Source organism: Moorena sp. SIOASIH (assembly GCF_010671925.1).
GTDB lineage: Bacteria > Cyanobacteriota > Cyanobacteriia > Cyanobacteriales > Coleofasciculaceae > Moorena.
Genome location: NZ_JAAHIH010000003.1, coordinates 1441459 through 1458736, shown reverse-complemented (window position 1 = coordinate 1458736; position 17278 = coordinate 1441459). Strand labels below are relative to the sequence as shown.

Genomic DNA, 17278 nt, shown 5'->3' with positions numbered 1-17278 from the left:
TCTACTCCCTACTCCCTACTCCCGACTCCCTACTCCCTACTCCCTACTCCCTACTCCCGACTCCCTACTCCCTACTCCCTACTCCCTACTCCCGACTCCCTACTCCCTATTCCCTACTCCAAAAGTCCCGCATCAATTCCTAGTTCCTGAAGTTGTTCCGGACTAAGAGCCTTCAATTGTGTTACCAACTGTTGCCGCTTTTGTTGCTCCTGCTGGGCTTGGTCCTCCGCGTAGGCTGCCCGCTCTTTACCAGTCAGTAGTAAATTTCCCTCTCGATCCCACCATCGCAACCAAGGTTGTTCAGCTAGACCCAGATATGTGCCTTGCCACACCCCTAGTTCTACATTCATGCGATTAATGGGATAGTGGTTGCGCTCGTTGGGACTCAGGCGCTCATAGGTGCCATCTTCCCAGTGGTACACTTCCAACTCCCCCGTATTGATCATAAAGATGCCGTAATAGGGAATGCGAATAATTTTTTCGTATACCCAGAATTTCCCTGGTTTTTGAACAGTGCCATCTACTGCTTGTAACGGTGTCCGATCCCGTTCTTCCGCACCCGTACCTGATGCAAACTCTAGGGCAATCAGAGGTGTGATATATTCCCGCCATAGTACATAAGAGCGTCTAATCTGGCCATCCAGTCGGGGCGGCACGTCAGGCACATAAAACCAATCCGGGGCTTCTGCACCTTTTTCAGGGGGAGTGGTCTCTCGCCAGTAAATCCCAGAATCTTGACCGATGGCATAGTGATTGTCCGGGTGAAGCTCTTGCAAGACCGGCTCGATGGAGTCAGTCAGAAGAATGCTTTGGGGATGTTCCTGAAAATTTTTCACAAAGGTTCCATCAGATTCTGGCAATTGGGTATGGTCTGGAAAAGGGCGGAGTTGTTCGTCGATGGTGGTGTTGGAGTGAACCATAGCTCGAAGGTGTTGAGAATTTACGGGAACTTACAAGGGAATAGGGAACAGGGAATAGGGAACAGTCAGCTTGTAGGGTGGGCAAAAACACTTTGGTGGTTTGCAGTAGTCTAGATCATCGAAATTTTGCCCACCAGTGCCCACAAGTTCCTTACTATAGTCATCCTAATTCAAACCTTGCTGAAAAATCCGTTGCTGGTGGGCAGTGCTTACAATGACTATGGCTTGCTGATATTATCTTGCTGATTCACTGCCCACCCTACATCTTACAAGGGAACAGGGAATAGGGAACAGGGAATAGGGAACAGTCAGCTTGTAGGGTGGGCAAAAACACTTTGCTGGTTTGCAGTAGTCTAGATCATCGAAATTTTGCCCACCAGTGCCCACAAGTTCCTTACTATAGTCATCCTAATTCAAACCTTGCTGAAAAATCCGTTGCTGGTGGGCAGTGCTTACTTTAGCTATGGCTTCCTGAGATTATCTTGCTGATGCACTGCCCACCCTACATCTGGTTGATTTCAGATTTGCGATCGCATTAAGCTTATCTCTAGCTTCCCCCTTATTAAGGGGGACGGGAGGGGGATCCCCACAACTGAAGGTTAGCAGGTTGACGGCTTAATTATAGCGCTATCTTTGATCAACCTGGTTGATTTCAGATTTGCGATCGCATTAATTTTGAGGTTTGCGATCGCTTTTAGCGGAAGCTGAGGCCGTAGGCCACGCGGGGCGCGTTCGCTTCATCGCGAAGTCAGCTTGTAGGGTGGGTAAAAACACTTTGGTGGTTTGCAGTAGTCTAGATCCTCGAAATTTTGCCCACCACTGCCCACAAGTTCCTTACTAGAGCAATCCTGATTCAAACCTCGCTGATTAATCCCTTGCTGGTGGGCAGTGCTTACAATGACTATGGCTTCCTGAGATTATCTTGCTGATGCACTGCCCACCCTACATCTCTGGTTGATTTCAGATTTGCGAACTGATTAATCCCTTGCTGGTGGGCAGTGCTTACAATGACTATGGCTTGCTGATATTATCTTGCTGATGCACTGCCCACCCTACATCTAGATCTACATCTACTCCCCACACCCCACACCCCACACCCCACACCCTACTCCCGACTCCCTAAAATTTTTTTTCCCCTAGATGATATGAAAATTAAAACAAGTGGGTAAGTTAAGTCTAGAAGACAACAAATCAGCATCCCACACCGACCGGAAAGACTTATGAAAACTGAACTAAAAGTTAAACTCCTTCAGCACCTGACCCAGAAAAAGCAAGACGAAGGTTTTACTCTAATTGAACTACTAGTTGTAATCATCATTATTGGAATTCTATCCGCCATTGCGCTGCCTTCTTTCTTGAACCAAGCTAATAAAGCCAAGCAGTCGGAAGCTAAAACTTATGTTGGTTCCATGAATCGATCTCAGCAAGCTTACTACTTGGAAAACAATGAATTTGCTGACAATAGTCAATTTGGTCAGTTAGGTCTTGGCATTAGGACAGCGACTGAGAATTACCGTTACGGCATAGTAGAAGGAGGTCAGAACTCAACAAGCGTCGCTCACTTTGGAGACCCAACAGACGATGATGGTAACCTTGATGCTAACTCTGCCCTTAAGGCATATCAGGGCGTCGTCGCCTTAGGTGAGATCGCAGAGACCGAAGAGACAACTACTTTGGCTGTATTGTGTGAAAGTGAAAAATCTGTATTCAAAGGTAAGGAAACAGGTGAAGATGTAGGAATCAACTTTAAGGATGGTAATCCCGCATGCAAAGATACTGGCTGGAAGGAGTTAAGTTAATGTGCATTTAAATTGGTTACTCCCTGTTCATTTTTTCCTGTTACTTTTGAGGAATTGAGGTATCCCAATCTAAATGCTGAACAGCTTATAAGGTCATTCATACTTACGCTAAAACCTTGGTGACGACAGTTTTAATCACCTAAAATTATCTATTTAGTTAGAGTGGGTAGCACAGTCTACCCACTTTGTTTTATGGAAATACTTAAGTGGACAATTACCCTAATCACGTTTTGAATAGTATTAGAAAATGGGGTGATCTGTTTGATTTAATTAGCACAAAACTATGACTAACTGGCAGCAACAAGCTGAAGAATATCTAATCCAGGGGGACTACAGTAAAGCCGCAAGCTTATACGAACAGGCTATTGAAAGGGAACCCGATGTCATCGCCTACTACTGGCATTTAGGGTTACTGTTTCTCTTGCAGGGTCAAGAAACAGAAGCGCAAACCACTTGGCTGCTGGTGATGGCGGAGGCGGAGTCAGACCAATTAGAGACGTGGACTGAGGAACTGTTCCAGGTGTTGCAAACCGAAGCTGAGCGCAGACAGAGGTTAGCCGATTATGCTGTAGCCTGGGCAATCCGTCAGCATATGCGGGAAATTTGCCCCACGGACCTGACTAATCTCTTGGAAATTATTGCTTTAGGCATCAAGCTAGAAACCTTTAGGGGTGATGACTTGACCGAGCTGGGGGTAATTGAACTGCTACAAACCCAGCCAACCCCAGAATGCAATCACCAGTTATTAAAAGAGGTTTTGAAGCAGATATTAGAAGCCCAACCATTGCATCCAGCCTCCCTAGAATTTACCGAAGCTTGCTTAGCTTACCTGCCCAATCCTAAGGTTTGGTTCTGGCCATTACTGTCAGCCTGTATGAAAATTGGTTATACGTTAAAGCAGCCTACCATCGCCGCTAGTTTTTTGGAATGTTATCGCTCCTTAGATCCTGAGCATATAGGAATGCTACGACATCTGGCTACTTTTTATCAAGATGCTTTTAATTATGACCAGGGCATAGAAACCGCTAAATTGTGCTATTCCTTATCAGAATCCTTACCAGACCAAATATCCGGAATTAACCTAGTACTGCGGGGGATAATGAATGCTGGGGGCTATTGGCAGGAAGTTTCTGCGGCTTGCCAAACCTTAGAATCACTGCTGGTTTCACTAATTAAGGAACAACCAGCCACCTTGTCTGATGTTCAGACTCTGCGTCTGCTGACCCCATTCTTTTCTCTGGCTCATTTTCAGGACGAGCCTAGTCATTTTAGACCAATTTTGAATCAAATTGCTGAGTTGTTCCAGAGGAATATTCGGGCTTATACGAAGGAAAAAGCAGACTGGTATGGAGAATTTCTGAATAGGGAGCAGGGAGCAGGGAGCAGGGAGCAGGGAGGAAAAACTACCAGACCCTTAAAAGTTGGATACCTGTGTCATTGTTTAAGACGGCATTCCGTGGGCTGGCTAGCCCGTTGGCTGTTTGAGCATCATGACCGGGAGCGGTTTCAAATTTATAGCTATTTTATAAACTACAAGCTGGTAAACGATAACCTCCAAGAGTGGTATATCAATCAGGTAGACCATCCTCGCAAATTAGGGATTCATATACTAGAGGCGGCTGAACAGATTTATCAGGATCAACTGGATATTTTAGTTGACCTCGATAGCATCACCCTCGATATCACCTGTGCAGTTATGGCTCTGAAACTGGCACCAGTACAAGTCACGTGGCTAGGGTGGGATGCTTCAGGATTACCTGCCATTGATTACGTGATTGCTGACCCCTACGTATTACCGGATTCTGCTCAGGAGTACTATTCCGAGAAAATCTGGCGCTTACCCCAAACCTATATTGCTGTAGATGGGTTTGAAGTTGGTGTACCTAGCTTACGTCGGAACCACCTGGATATTCCCAACGATGCCACCATTTATCTCAGTAGTCAGAAGGGATACAAGCGCAATCCCGATACCACAAGGCTGCAAATGAAAATTATCAAAGCGGTCCCCAATAGCTACTTTTTGATTAAAGGCCAATCTGACCAAGACTCGATCAAACGCTTCTTTAACCAGATTGCCGAAGAAGAAGGGATAGAGTGCGATCGCCTCCGGTTTCTACCAGAAGTACCTACGGAAGCGGTTCATCGTGCCAACTTAGGCATTGCGGATGTGGTCCTAGATACCTATCCCTACAATGGAGCCACCACTACCCTGGAAACCCTCTGGATGGGTATTCCCCTAGTCACCAGAGTGGGAGAACAGTTTGTTGCTCGCAACAGTTACACCATGATGGTAAATGCCGGAATCACGGAAGGCATTGCCTGGACAGATGATGAGTATATCGAGTGGGGGATTCGCTTAGGTAAAGACCCTGCTCTGAGACAACAGATTTCCTGGAAACTGCGACAATCTCGACAAACTGCTCCGTTGTGGAATGGTAAGGAGTTTACTAGGGAAATGGAAAAGGCTTATTTGGAAATGTGGCGGAGTAGGGAGTAGGGAGTAGGGAGTAGGGTGTGGGGTGTGGGGTGTGGGGTGTGGGGTGTGTGGGAGATAGAGCTTGTAGGGTGGGCAAAAACAGTTTCGTTCAAATGAGTCTTCTAGATAATATTACTTTGCCCACCCTACTTTAATTGGTATTTTTTTTAAACGCAAGTCCCTTATCTTTCACCCGTGATTTGTCTCCATTTTTGCTGAAACTTTGAAGTAGGATTATTTACCTTTATTTCTTCAACCAGTCGATCCGTTTCAATGGTGTGACGGTCAATGTCTTCCCAATGCTCAAAATAGTATGCCATTGCCCCATGAACCTGGGCTAAGGAAAGATCATACTTCTGAGCAATTTCTTCTACAGATTGTTTCATATCCAAATACATTTCGGCAATGGCAGCAACAGGCATTATTGTCCCAGCGATGCGGGGTTTACCATAACAATAGTCAGGATTTATAGCAATATATTCTGTAGTTATTTGTTGGATAGACATTTGTCTGATTTTTATTAAAAGGTAATCGTATTAATTATAAGCAAAAGGCAAGAGGCAATAGGCAAGAGGCAATAGGCAATAGGCAATAGGCAATAGGCAATAGGCAATAGGCAAAACTGATCTGACTCCCATCTCCCCATCTCCCCATCTCCCCATCTCCCCACACCCTACTCCCTACTCCCTGCTCTCTCAAGAATTATTTACAAAAATTTTCAAAATATGTTATAATATAATGATTTTTGTGATATACTGAAAAAGTGGATGGTAAACGTCCACGGGAAGGGCCAGCCTACTTACGTCTACAAGCCTAGGCTGGCTCTAGGTTCCCCCCATGAAAGGAGACACTCTACATTATGACTTATTATCATCGCCTACACCCGTGGGCAATCGTTCGCCTGTTACCAAAAATGCAGCGAGTTGTTGTTGGTCGGTTCCGCAATCGTTCTGATGCGGAGGGGCATTTAAAAGCCCTGAAACGACTAATGCCTGATGCTGAATTCATCATTGTTTTTGATGTAGGCGATCCTCCTATGGAGGAAATGAAGAATGTAGAATTCAGAATGGAGAATTGAGAATTAAGAATGTAGAATGTAGAATTAAGAATGGAGAATGAAGAATGTAGAATTCAGAATGTAGAATGAAGAATGGAGAATTAAGAGGTTGTCTGAGAAGTCTCATTTGCTACATCTAAGCCCCCGTTGGTCCCCATCTGTCAAAAAGCGAAGCATCCGCGCTCTTCCCCCCAGAATTGGGGGGTTAGGGGGGCCTCACAGGGGTAGGTTTTTTACATTTGGGTAAAACATAGGACAAGCCAGAGGGAGAGGAAAAGAAAAACAACGAACAAATGATGATTTTTAACGACAAATTAAGTATATTTTCTTATCCCCCACACCCCACACCCCACGCCCCACACCCCACACCTGACGTCTTTGTAAAAAACATACCCTTGAAAGGTTAGGGGGGCGGGGGGCTTTTACCAGCAAATTGATTCTTGTTCCCCCCAGAATTGGGGGGCTAGGGGGGCAAAATTCAGTATCAAAAAACTTTTCAGATCTCCTCTAAGAACGCAGAAGGCAGAAGGCAGAAGGCATAATTTCCAATTCACCATTCTTCATTCTTAATTCTACATTCTTAATTCTACATTCTTAATTCTCCATTCTTAATTCTACATTCTTAATTCTCCATTCTTAATTCTCAAAGGAAAGGACTATGCTATTACAAGACAAAACACGCTACTACACACCAACCGAGTATTTAGAACTAGAAGAAGCTGCTGATTATAAAAGTGAATATCGGGATGGAGAAATTGTACCGATGGCTGGAGGCACTACAAATCATAATAAAATTGCTCTGAATTTTGCAGCTAACTTGAAGTTTGCCTTAAAAGGGCAAGCATACGATATTTATATCGGTGATGTCCGATTGTGGATACCTGATTATCGCCAGTATACCTATCCTGATATCATGGTAATTCAGGGGAAACCCATCTATACCGGCAAAGGGAAAACAACTGTGATGAATCCCTTGCTAATTGTTGAAGTATTATCCAAATCTACTAGAAACTATGACCAAGGAGAGAAGTTTCTATACTATCGCTCAATTCCCCAATTCAAAGAATATATATTGATAGACCAAGCCAGATATCATGTTATTCAACATACCAAAACCAGTGCAGGACAATGGTTACTCACTGAGCAAACCGCAAAAAATGGAATTTTGGAATTAAGTACTATCGATTTTAAAATTACTTTTAGCGATATTTACGAAGGAGTTAATTTTGAAGAGGATGAAGAATTAAGAATTAAGAATTAAGAATGAAGAATGAAGAATGAAGAATTGAGAATGAAGAATGGTGAATCGTGAATCGTGAATCGTGAATTGAGTTAGAATAGTGAATGGTGAAGGCAGACTTCTAAAGTCTACATCCTACATCCTACATCCTACATTCCCAATTCTAAATTCTCCATTCTAAATTCTAAATTCTCCATTCTCCATTCTTAATTCTACATTCTACATTCTACATTCTCAAGTATGTATCTCACCCATTTCGGCGCAAACAGCTGGCTACTGGAACTCCCAGAGCAACGGATTTTGATTGACCCCTGGTTAGTGGGTTCATTGGTCTTTGGCAATCTACCTTGGTTCTTTAAAGGGGACAAACCGGAAGCACTTAACAGCATTCCGGATAAAATTGACCTAATTTTGCTCTCCCAAGGCTTAGAGGACCACGCCCATACCCCAACCTTGGAAAAATTAGACAAAACTATTCCAGTGGTGGCCTCTACTAGTGCGGCAAAGGTAGTCAAACAGCTAGGTTATACCCAGGTAACCCCCCTTACTCCTGGTGAAACCGTTGCGTTGGGGAATCACATAGAAATCCGAGCCTTGCCAGGAGCACCCATTGGTCCATTCCAGCAGGAAAATGCCTATTTGATCAAGCAGTTAGATAGTGGTACCAGTCTTTACTACGAACCTCATGGCTATCCCCCTGCTGAAGTCAAGGATTATGCCCCAGTAAATATCGTGATTAGCCCAGTCGTCACCTTAGAATTACCCCTAGCAGGGCCAGTCATTCAAGGCCATAAGACAGCACTGCAGTTGGCGCAATGGTTACAACCCCAAGTATTTCTGCCCACAGCAGCCGATGAAATTGTAGAGTATCAAGGGGTTTTGGCTTCCGTGCTGCGGGAAGTGGGGAGTCTCGAAGAATTGCGATCGCAACTCCTCCAGCACAACCTGCCCACTAAAGTCATCACTCCCAAACTAGGGGTTTCGTTGGAGTTATAGCGCTACGCGCAAGGGCTTTAGGCAACAGGCAACAGGCAACAGGCAACAGGGAACACAAAGATGTCTTAACCTTTACTTTGACTGCAATAACACACATTTCAAAGCAGTTAACTTTGGGACACTTCTCAGAAGAGAGAACAATTCACGAAAACAAGATTATCAGGCTGATATTGCCTATTGCTAGCTTGCCTATTGCCTATTTCCTCTTGCCTCTTGCCTATTCCCCACACCCCACACCCCACACCCCACACCCCACACCCTCCCCTTGCCTCTTCATCTGAAAACGCTACAGTAGCATAGTGTCCCACATCAACAGCTAGGAGATCCAAAATGCTGGAGTTGTATCAATTTGAACTGTCCCAATACTCAGAGAAAGTACGACTGATTCTGGATTACAAAGAGCTGGACTATCGCAAAATTGAGGTAACCCCAGGAGTAGGACAGTTAGAACTATTCCAACTGTCTGGTCAAAGTAAGGTACCAGTGCTAAAAGATGGGGATACCGTGATTAGTGATTCCACTGCGATCGCAATGTATTTGGATCGCAAATATCCCGACAAACCCATCATCCCCAGCGATCCCAAAGAACGAGGACTCTGCTTACTGATGGAAGAATGGGCAGATGAATCCATTGGTACCAAGAGCCGGAAAGTGGTCTATGGTGCATTGAGCCAAAATCCCGACTTCCGCAAATCGGTCTTACCGAACCAAACCCCTGATGTGCTCAAAACAGTAGTTGGTTCCGTACCCTCGGAATTTTTAGATATTCTAGGGTTTGGTGTCGGTTTTGGCACTGATGCCGTCAAGGAAGCCAAAGATGGTCTCAAGCAAGACCTAGAAGCCTTGAGTCTTTTACTCCTGGATAGTCCTTATCTAGTCAGCAACTCCCCTTGCTTAGCAGATTTTGCCGTAGCCGGTTTAAGTCTGCTCCTGAAATTCCCCGATGGGAATTATCTCGATATTCCCCAGCAATATCAAGGTCAAGGGATTCCTGGCTTTGCCGATAGTAACCTCTACGAAACCTTTTTTGCTTGGCGCGATCGCATCTATGCTGATTATCGCAAACCTTTAGTTTCCGATAATCCCAGTGATTCTCAACCCACATCAATTGAGATTGATTAATCAGATTTACCGTCAGCGGTCAGTGGTCAGCCTTTAGCTGATAGCCGTCAGCGGTCAGCGGTCAGCGGTAAGTTTGACCCGATGGTGCGTTACGGGGCGGACTAGCTTGCTAGCTTGCCTATTGCCTAGAAAAGTGGTGCGTTACGGGGCTACTGGCGCTGGACCTTGAATATGATGGCAATCCCACCCCTAACGCACCCTACGCACCCTACGCACCCTACGCACCCTACTCCCTACTCCCTACTCCCTACTCCCTACTCCCTATAACCCAGATGATTTAGGATTGCAATAGTCCTAGAATTATGGTAATGGATTTAAGTCAACCTTTAGGTTCAGTTATTCAAGGCTCTCTGTCTGCTGGATTGGAAGTGCGATTACACCCCGATGTCTCTGTAGAAGATATGCGGGTGGGGAAATTTCTGGTGGTTCAGGGAATGCGATCGCGTTTCTTCTGTATGCTAACCGATGTGTCTTTGGGAACCTCCAGTCAGCGGATTCTGGTTAATCCTCCTAATCCCAATGATGACTTTCTACGGGATGTACTCGCAGGTAGTGGCACCTACGGTACGATTAATTTAACCCCGATGCTAATGTTTACGCCACAAAAGTCCCAGTCACAACCGCCAGTGGAACTAAATGGAAAAAGTCCCTTAGGCTCCTTTCAAGCTCAAAGTAGCGAAGAGATGGAATTGTTACCAGTAAAAACAATTCCCAGCCACTTTTCTCAAGTCTACGATGCTAGTGAACGGGATTTTCGGGCAGTCTTTGGCTCAGAAGATGACCCCCGTCGCCGGAATTTTTCCGTTGGTCAACCCCTTGACATGGAAGTCCCCATATGCATTGACTTGGATCGGTTTGTGGAACGGAGTAACGGGGTTTTTGGTAAATCTGGCACCGGTAAATCCTTTCTAACTCGGCTACTGCTATCTGGGATTATCCGTAGGCAAGCAGCAGTAAATTTAATTTTTGATATGCACTCGGAATATGGCTGGGAAGCCGTATCGGAAGGGAAACAATTTAGTACAGTCAAAGGGTTGCGCCAGCTTTTTCCATCCCAGGTACAGGTTTATACCCTCGACCCAGAATCCACCAGACGACGAGGGATTCGGGATGCCCAAGAGCTTTATCTGAGTTATGACCAGATTGAAGTAGAAGATATCAACCTAGTCCGAGGAGAGTTAAACCTTTCTGAAGCTAGTCTAGAAAATGCCATTATTTTACGCAATGAATTTGGCAAATCCTGGATTGTGCAACTGCTCTCCATGACCAATGAAGAAATCCAGGAATTTTGCGAAGTCAAACGAGGCAACAAGTCCTCAATTATGGCATTACAGCGCAAATTAAGCCGATTGGATGAATTAAAATATATCCGTAGTGCTTGTCCCCATAATTATGTCAAGCGAATTTTAGAATCTCTCGATGCCGGGAAGCATGTTGTCGTAGAATTCGGTTCCCAATCCAACATGCTCTCCTATATGTTAGCTACTAATTTAATTACCCGTCGTATTCATAGCAGTTATGTCAGAAAAGCCGAGATATTTTTGCAGTCAAAAAATGCCAGCGATCGCCCTCGTCCCCTAGTGATTACCATTGAAGAAGCCCACCGTTTCCTAGATCCAGCCACAGTACGTCAAACAATTTTTGGGATTATTGCCCGTGAAATGCGCAAGTATTTTGTGACCTTGTTAGTCGTAGACCAGCGTCCTTCTGGAATTGATAACGAAGTCATGTCTCAAATTGGAACTCGGATTACTTGTTTACTAAATGATGATAAAGATATTGAAGCAATTTTTACTGGGGTGTCTGGTGGCCAAAGTTTGCGTTCGGTATTAGCTAAGTTAGATTCTAAACAACAAGCCTTAATTTTAGGACATGCAGTACCAATGCCAGTCGTAGTCAAAACTCGTGCTTACGATCAACAATTTTATCAGGAAATTGGGGAGCTAGATTGGCAAGAAAAGTCCGATCAAGAGGTATTTTTAGCCGCCCAATTAGCTAGGGAAGATATAGGGTTTTGAGATCAGCTATCAGTGGTCAGCTATCAGTGGTCAGTGGTCAGTGGTCAGTGGTCAGTGGTCAGTGGTCAGCGGTCAGTGGTCAGCCGTTGGCCTTTGGCACCTCAACTAGCGTGGCACCTCAACTAGCGTGGCACCTCAACTAGCGTGGCACAGGCTTCTAGCCTGTGTGACCCATAAGCTGTTCGGTGTAGCGTGCGCGTAGCCCATATGCTGATAGCTCATAGCTAATATAGCAATCCGTGTAGGAATTCAGAGAATTTTGTTCCCTACTCCCTACTCCCTGTTCCCTGTTCCCTACTCCCTACTCCCTACTCCCTACTCCCTGTTCCCTTTCCTATAGCTGATAGCTGATATACGAACTTTTCTAGTATGCTGAAGATATGATGCCATAAGGCTTACGAGATGTGGCAAATGCCCTATCTGGTAACATCAGGGCTTAATTCCCCTGTGATTCATCCGGGGGATAATTCAAAAGGAGATTAAAACTTGAGGAACCAAAATCCACAAAATTGGCAATCTTTACTCGGGGGGATTATCGCAGCATTAGTTATTCTCCTCACCTTTAATTGTTTTGTAATCATCAATCCCGGTCAGGCTGGAGTCCTTAGTATTTTGGGTAAAGCTAGAGATGGCGCTCTGCTTGAAGGTATCCACTTCAAACTGCCCTTCGTCTCTATAGTCGATGTGTATGATGTCACCGTACAGAAGTTTGAAGTACCAGCCCAGAGTTCCACTAAAGATCTTCAGGATTTGACCGCTCGATTTGCGATCAACTTCCGCCTCGATCCCAGTCAAGTGGTTAGCATCAGGCGAAAACAAGGAACTCTACAGAATCTAGTGGCCACAATTATTGCCCCTCAGACTCAAGAGTCATTTAAAATTGCTGCCGCCCTTCGTACTGCTGAAGAATCCATTACCCAACGGAGTCAGTTAAAGGAAGATTTTGATAAGGCTTTGGGCGAAAGGTTAGCCAAGTATGATGTCGAAGTATTGGATACTAGTGTCATTGACCTGAATTTTTCTAGGGAATTTGCCAAGGCAGTTGAAGAAAAACAGGTAGCTGAACAACAAGCCCAACGAGCTGTTTATATAGCACAGCAGGCTGAGCAAGAAGCTCAAGCAGAAATTAATCGCGCTCAGGGTAAAGCAGAAGCCCAACGACTTTTGGCCGAAACCCTCAAAGCTCAAGGGGGTGAACTAGTGCTCCAGAAAGAAGCGATCGCAGCTTGGCGAGAGGGTGGGGCTCAGATGCCTAAAGTTCTAGTTATTGGTGGTGATGGGAGTCGCAGTGTTCCCTTTATCTTTGACCTAAACGATATACCTCAATAGCATCAAAATGTCAATAAAATAGTCAAGAACTCTTTAATTTAATGCTAGTTACTAGTGGGACGTTTGATACTTTGGAGTTGAGTATTAGTAGTTAAATTACAACTACCAAAACCCGTTTTCTACCCAGAAAGCGGGTTTTTTAAAACTAAATAAATTTCTAGCAGTCGAAGTAAAGCTTAATATCATGTCAGGATAATTACCCTTAATAAAAACCTCCCCCATCTCCCCATCTCCCCATCTCCCCATCTCCCCGCGCCCCCGCCCCTTAATTATGGTATTCAACCAGACTTGATATAAGACATATTTCTGTTCCCTATTCCCTACTCCCTACTCCCTACTCCCTACTCCCTACTCCCTAATCCCTACTCCCTTTCCTATAAATTTTCATGAGTATTTTCACCCTACAATCCGTTCGCAAAGACTTTGGGATTAAAGAAATCCTCAAAGAAGCTACCTTTAGTCTAGATCCTATGGATAAAGTTGGTCTAATTGGCACTAATGGTTCAGGCAAATCGACCCTATTAAAAATAATTGCTGGTCTTGAGCCCATTGATGCTGGTCAACTCTCCATTAATCCCAAAACTAAAATTGTTTACTTACCCCAACAACCAGACTTAGATGACAATCACACCGTTTTAGAGCAAGTATTTGCTGATAGTGCTCAGCAGATGACTCTGATTCGTGACTATGAAGAACTTTCCCAGAAATTGGCTCACAATCCCGAAGATAACCAACTGCTAGCACAGCTTTCAAGTGTAACCCAGCAGATGGATGCTACAGGAGCTTGGGAACTGGAAACAAAGGCAAAAATTATTCTAAGTAAATTAGGAATAGTTGATTTTGATGCTCCCATTGGTCAGTTGTCTGGTGGCTATCGTAAACGGATTGCATTAGCAGCCGCCTTGCTAGCGGAACCAGAAGTATTGTTGATGGATGAGCCAACAAACCATCTCGATGCCATGTCGGTAGAATGGTTACAGAGTTACCTAAATAGTTATCGTGGAGCAATCTTACTGATTACTCACGACCGCTATTTTCTAGACCAGGTCACCAACCGCATTATCGAAATTGACCGGGGAGACCTGTATACTTACTCTGGCAACTATTCCTACTATTTAGAGAAAAAAGCTTTAGCTGAAGAATCAGCCATCAGCACTCAACGGAAACATCAAGGGGTATTGCGCCGAGAGTTAGAATGGCTCAAACGGGGTCCAAAAGCTCGCAGTACCAAGCAAAAAGCTAGAATTGACCGTATTCACGAGATGCAAGCCAAGGAGTTTAAACAAGCTCAGGGTAAAGTAGAAATTTCTACCCCTGGTCGTCGCATTGGCAAGAAAGTAATTGAGTTAGAGAATGTCTCTAAAGGCTATAACGATAGAATTCTTGTAAAAGATTTTACCTACGAATTTAGTCCAGATGACCGAGTTGGCATCATTGGTGGGAATGGGGTAGGAAAATCTACCCTAATGGATATTATTACTGGACGCATTCAGCCCGATTCTGGTAACGTTGAAATTGGGTCTACCATTTATATCGGTTACTTTGACCAGCATTCAGAGGATTTGCTCGAAGCTCTTAATCAAAATCAGCGGGTAATTGATTACCTTAAAGACGTAGCCGAGTATGTGAAAACCGCTGATGGCACATTGATTACTGCCTCACAGATGCTGGAGCGTTTCTTATTTCCTCCCACCCAACAGTATGCACCAATTCATAAGCTTTCCGGCGGTGAGAAACGTCGCTTGTTTCTGTTGCAAGTACTGATGAGTTCTCCCAATGTACTTATTCTTGACGAGCCCACTAATGATTTAGATGTACAAACTCTAGCTGTACTGGAAGAGTATCTAGAGGGGTTTAACGGTTGTGTGATTATTGTCTCCCACGACCGCTATTTCCTAGACCGCACCGTAGATAAAATCTTTGCCTTTGAATCTGAGGGTAACATACGTCAGTATCCTGGTAATTATTCCGTTTATATCGATAAAAAGCGAGAAGAAGAGGCAAAACTAGCCCAACAGATGGCTCAGACTCAACGTAAAAAGCCTGAATCCTCTAAGGTCGAGCCGTCCAATAAAAAATCATCGAGTAATAACAAACCCCGTCGGCTGTCTAACTGGGAAAGGCGGGAATTTGAGAAACTCGAAAGTCAGATTCCCCAACTGGAAGCTCAGAAAGCTGAGTTGGAGAAAACCCTTTATCAATCTCCTCCCAAAAACACCAGTGAAGTCCAGAAACTTTATCAGACTTTAGAGGCGTTGACTCAGGAAATTGATACAGCAACTGAGCGTTGGATGGAGTTGGCGGAACGGGAATGTTAGATGATAAGCGTTGTGATTGGCCTACGGCCACGCTACGGGAACGCATAATCTCGCTGACAACCGTTGCGATTGGCCTACGGCCACGCTACGGGATTGGCCTACGGTCACGCTACGGGAACGCATAATCTCGCTGACAACCGTTGCGATTGGCCTACGGTCACGCTACGGGATTGACCTACGGTCACGCTACGGGATTGACCTACGGTCACGCTACGGGATTGACCTACGGTCACGCTACGCGATCGCATAATTTAGCTTCCTCCGCGAGAAGCCCCACAACGAACATGCGCAGCATGAGTGTGGGATGAATCGCGGACAGGATCTATTGGATCTGGGAAGCGAGCTATTAAACTTCTGATCAGCTCGGACTGGGTCATTCCACGTCTATTCGCTTCTTGTTCCAATTGCCTTCTTTCAAACTCAGTAACTCTAATTGTCAATTTTTTATTTTTTATTTTCACTTGCCATTTGGCCGTACTTATGTTAATATTATTATAGGTCGATAAAGCTAAAGAGCAAGTCAAATGAGAATAGCTTATCAGTACCGACTAAAACCTACAAAACAGCAAAAGGCCAAGATATATCACTGGCTTTCAATGTTGTGCGCTCAATATAACTATCTGTTAGCTGATTCGGCAAAGCCGACGCTACGCGAACGGTTTTGCTGGTACGATCATAATCGCTGTTCCATTAACGCTTGCCCCCTTGTTTGCCATCTTCCCGAATTAAGAGATAACCCGAACTACTATAGCCAAAAGAAAACTTTACCCAACCTCAAAAAAACTCATTCTTGGTACAAGGATATACATTCACAGGTGCTTCAGGATGTCGTTAAACGGGTAAAACTAGCTTTCGACCGATTTGTTAAAGGAGATAAAAATGGGAACAGGAGCGGTAGACCCAGATTCAAAAAACAACACCGCTACCGCACCTTTACTTATCCCCAGATCAAAGAGGGATGCTTAGAGGGCGACCTAATCGACTTACCTAAGATAGGAAAAGTCAGAATTGTTTTACATCGTCCTGTTCCTGATGGATTTAAAATAAAAACAGCTTCAATTACCATAAAGTGTGACGGGTATTATCTGGTTTTGTCTCTAGAGGATAAAACTGTTACCGTTCGCGCAGCGTCGGCTTGGCCGTAGGCCACGCCAAAGGCGAACGCCGAAAGTTAAACCTAACATTAATCCTGATTCAATAGTCGGTATCGATGTTGGTCTTAAGGAGTTCTTGACTACTTCCGAAGGAGAAACTATTGGGATTCCACAATATTACCGAAAGTCTCAAAAAAGACTGAGGGTTATACAGAAAAGGGTATCTCGGAGGAAAAAAGGAAGCAAAAATAGACTCAAAGCGATTAAACAGCTTGGCAGGCAGCATAAAAAAGTAGCAGACAAACGGAAAGACTTCCACTTTAAGACCGCTAATTATTTGCTGTCAAAATATGATATAATAGCTCACGAAAAACTGAACGTAAAGGGACTGGCTAAATCCCGATTAGCTAAATCTGTGTTAGATGCTGGGTGGTCAAGCTTTCTGACAATTCTGACAAACAAAGCCGTTCGCGTAGCGTGGCCTACGGCCATAAATGCTGGTTTGTTGGCGGTTCCAGTAAGCGCCCATAATACTTCACAGAATTGCTCCAATTGTGGAAAGAAAGTTCCTAAAAAGCTGCATGTCCGGTGGCACGATTGCCCTCACTGCGGTTGTAGTTTGGACAGAGATCATAATGCAGCAATAAACATAAAAAATAGAGCGGAAGGGTTTGAAGTTACCGTAAGAGAGTGGAGCCTTTATAGTTTTAAGGTTATGCGGAAAAGGGTTCAAGGTTTTTTAGTAAGGCTCCACTCTCTAAGGTTTCGTCTCTCGGCAGTCCGTTCTTAAAGCCCAGCGCCTCCTAAGGGATACCCGGATTGGCGCTTGTTGCCTACACTGAACCTGAAAGGTCAGTGTAGGAGCTGTCACATCACCACCGCTGTGATTCTACCGTTGTGATCCTACCG

18 protein-coding genes and 1 pseudogene are annotated in these 17278 nt (G+C 44.5%); 12 read left to right on the top strand and 7 right to left on the bottom strand.

The window, feature by feature from the left end; all coding sequences use genetic code 11:
- Positions 1 to 113 precede the first annotated feature (113 nt).
- Both F6J90_RS21325 and F6J90_RS21320 read right to left on the bottom strand, forming a co-directional pair.
- Positions 114 to 920 carry a Uma2 family endonuclease gene (locus tag F6J90_RS21325; protein WP_293097783.1) on the bottom strand — a complete coding sequence of 269 codons (807 nt, stop codon included), beginning with the start codon at positions 918 to 920 and terminating at the stop codon, positions 114 to 116.
- A gap of 234 nt (positions 921 to 1154) precedes the next feature.
- Positions 1155 to 1307, bottom strand: a complete 153-nt coding sequence (locus F6J90_RS21320; protein WP_293097780.1) for a hypothetical protein — start codon at positions 1305 to 1307, stop codon at positions 1155 to 1157.
- An 833-nt stretch (positions 1308 to 2140) separates the two neighbouring features.
- Here F6J90_RS21320 and F6J90_RS21315 point away from each other — a divergent pair.
- The gene (locus F6J90_RS21315; RefSeq protein ID WP_293097778.1) at positions 2141 to 2719 is read left to right on the top strand and encodes a type IV pilin-like G/H family protein; all 579 of its coding nucleotides are present in this window, start codon (positions 2141 to 2143) and stop codon (positions 2717 to 2719) included.
- Between the two features lie 283 nt (positions 2720 to 3002).
- Entirely contained in the window at positions 3003 to 5216 is a 2214-nt protein-coding gene (locus F6J90_RS21310) for an O-linked N-acetylglucosamine transferase, SPINDLY family protein (RefSeq protein WP_293097776.1), read from the top strand.
- Here the strand turns inward: F6J90_RS21310 and F6J90_RS21305 are convergent.
- From F6J90_RS21305 to F6J90_RS21295, 3 genes are all read right to left on the bottom strand, one after another.
- Complete coding sequence (locus tag F6J90_RS21305; RefSeq protein WP_293097774.1) at positions 5186 to 5308, bottom strand: hypothetical protein; 123 nt, start codon at positions 5306 to 5308, stop codon at positions 5186 to 5188. The two genes, F6J90_RS21310 and F6J90_RS21305, sit on opposite strands and share 31 nt — an antisense overlap.
- A 69-nt stretch (positions 5309 to 5377) precedes the next feature.
- On the bottom strand, positions 5378 to 5701 hold the full coding sequence (locus tag F6J90_RS21300) for a DUF433 domain-containing protein (protein ID WP_293097772.1): 324 nt from the start codon (positions 5699 to 5701) through the stop codon (positions 5378 to 5380).
- Positions 5702 to 5715: 14 nt separating this feature from the next.
- A complete protein-coding gene (locus F6J90_RS21295) occupies positions 5716 to 5865 on the bottom strand; it encodes a hypothetical protein (RefSeq protein WP_293097770.1) in 150 nt (49 codons plus the stop codon).
- A gap of 189 nt (positions 5866 to 6054) precedes the next feature.
- On the opposite strand from F6J90_RS21295, the gene F6J90_RS21290 reads away from it, so the two are divergent.
- From F6J90_RS21290 to F6J90_RS21255, 8 genes are all read left to right on the top strand, one after another.
- A complete protein-coding gene (locus F6J90_RS21290; RefSeq protein WP_293097767.1) occupies positions 6055 to 6273 on the top strand; it encodes a hypothetical protein in 219 nt (72 codons plus the stop codon).
- 637 nt (positions 6274 to 6910) lie between these two features.
- On the top strand, positions 6911 to 7513 hold the full coding sequence (locus F6J90_RS21285; protein ID WP_293097765.1) for a Uma2 family endonuclease: 603 nt from the start codon (positions 6911 to 6913) through the stop codon (positions 7511 to 7513).
- A gap of 219 nt (positions 7514 to 7732) precedes the next feature.
- Positions 7733 to 8488, top strand: coding sequence for an MBL fold metallo-hydrolase (locus tag F6J90_RS21280; RefSeq protein ID WP_293097762.1), 756 nt, complete (start codon positions 7733 to 7735; stop codon positions 8486 to 8488).
- 77 nt (positions 8489 to 8565) lie between these two features.
- Positions 8566 to 8769, top strand: coding sequence for a hypothetical protein (locus F6J90_RS21275; protein ID WP_293097760.1), 204 nt, complete (start codon positions 8566 to 8568; stop codon positions 8767 to 8769).
- A gap of 49 nt (positions 8770 to 8818) precedes the next feature.
- A complete protein-coding gene (locus F6J90_RS21270; RefSeq protein WP_293097758.1) occupies positions 8819 to 9610 on the top strand; it encodes a glutathione S-transferase family protein in 792 nt (263 codons plus the stop codon).
- Positions 9611 to 9918: 308 nt separating this feature from the next.
- Positions 9919 to 11628, top strand: a complete 1710-nt coding sequence (locus F6J90_RS21265) for an ATP-binding protein (protein ID WP_293097756.1) — start codon at positions 9919 to 9921, stop codon at positions 11626 to 11628.
- Complete coding sequence (locus F6J90_RS21260) at positions 11625 to 11771, top strand: hypothetical protein (protein WP_293097754.1); 147 nt, start codon at positions 11625 to 11627, stop codon at positions 11769 to 11771. The genes F6J90_RS21265 and F6J90_RS21260 overlap by 4 nt, the downstream gene beginning before the upstream one ends.
- A 343-nt stretch (positions 11772 to 12114) precedes the next feature.
- Positions 12115 to 12957 carry a prohibitin family protein gene (locus tag F6J90_RS21255; protein ID WP_293097751.1) on the top strand — a complete coding sequence of 281 codons (843 nt, stop codon included), beginning with the start codon at positions 12115 to 12117 and terminating at the stop codon, positions 12955 to 12957.
- Positions 12958 to 13059: 102 nt separating this feature from the next.
- On the opposite strand, the gene F6J90_RS21250 is transcribed toward F6J90_RS21255, so the two are convergent.
- The gene (locus F6J90_RS21250; RefSeq protein WP_293097749.1) at positions 13060 to 13203 is read right to left on the bottom strand and encodes a hypothetical protein; all 144 of its coding nucleotides are present in this window, start codon (positions 13201 to 13203) and stop codon (positions 13060 to 13062) included.
- 140 nt (positions 13204 to 13343) lie between these two features.
- Here F6J90_RS21250 and F6J90_RS21245 point away from each other — a divergent pair, with 140 nt between their 5' ends.
- Positions 13344 to 15275: an ABC-F family ATP-binding cassette domain-containing protein gene (locus F6J90_RS21245; protein ID WP_293097747.1), complete on the top strand. Its 1932-nt coding sequence runs from the start codon at positions 13344 to 13346 to the stop codon at positions 15273 to 15275.
- A 104-nt stretch (positions 15276 to 15379) separates the two neighbouring features.
- Here the strand turns inward: F6J90_RS21245 and F6J90_RS43665 are convergent, their stop codons facing one another.
- On the bottom strand, positions 15380 to 15523 hold the full coding sequence (locus F6J90_RS43665; protein WP_366513801.1) for a hypothetical protein: 144 nt from the start codon (positions 15521 to 15523) through the stop codon (positions 15380 to 15382).
- Between the two features lie 276 nt (positions 15524 to 15799).
- Between F6J90_RS43665 and F6J90_RS21235 the strand changes: the two are divergent.
- Positions 15800 to 17159: pseudogene (locus F6J90_RS21235) on the top strand (transposase).
- Positions 17160 to 17278 lie beyond the last annotated feature (119 nt).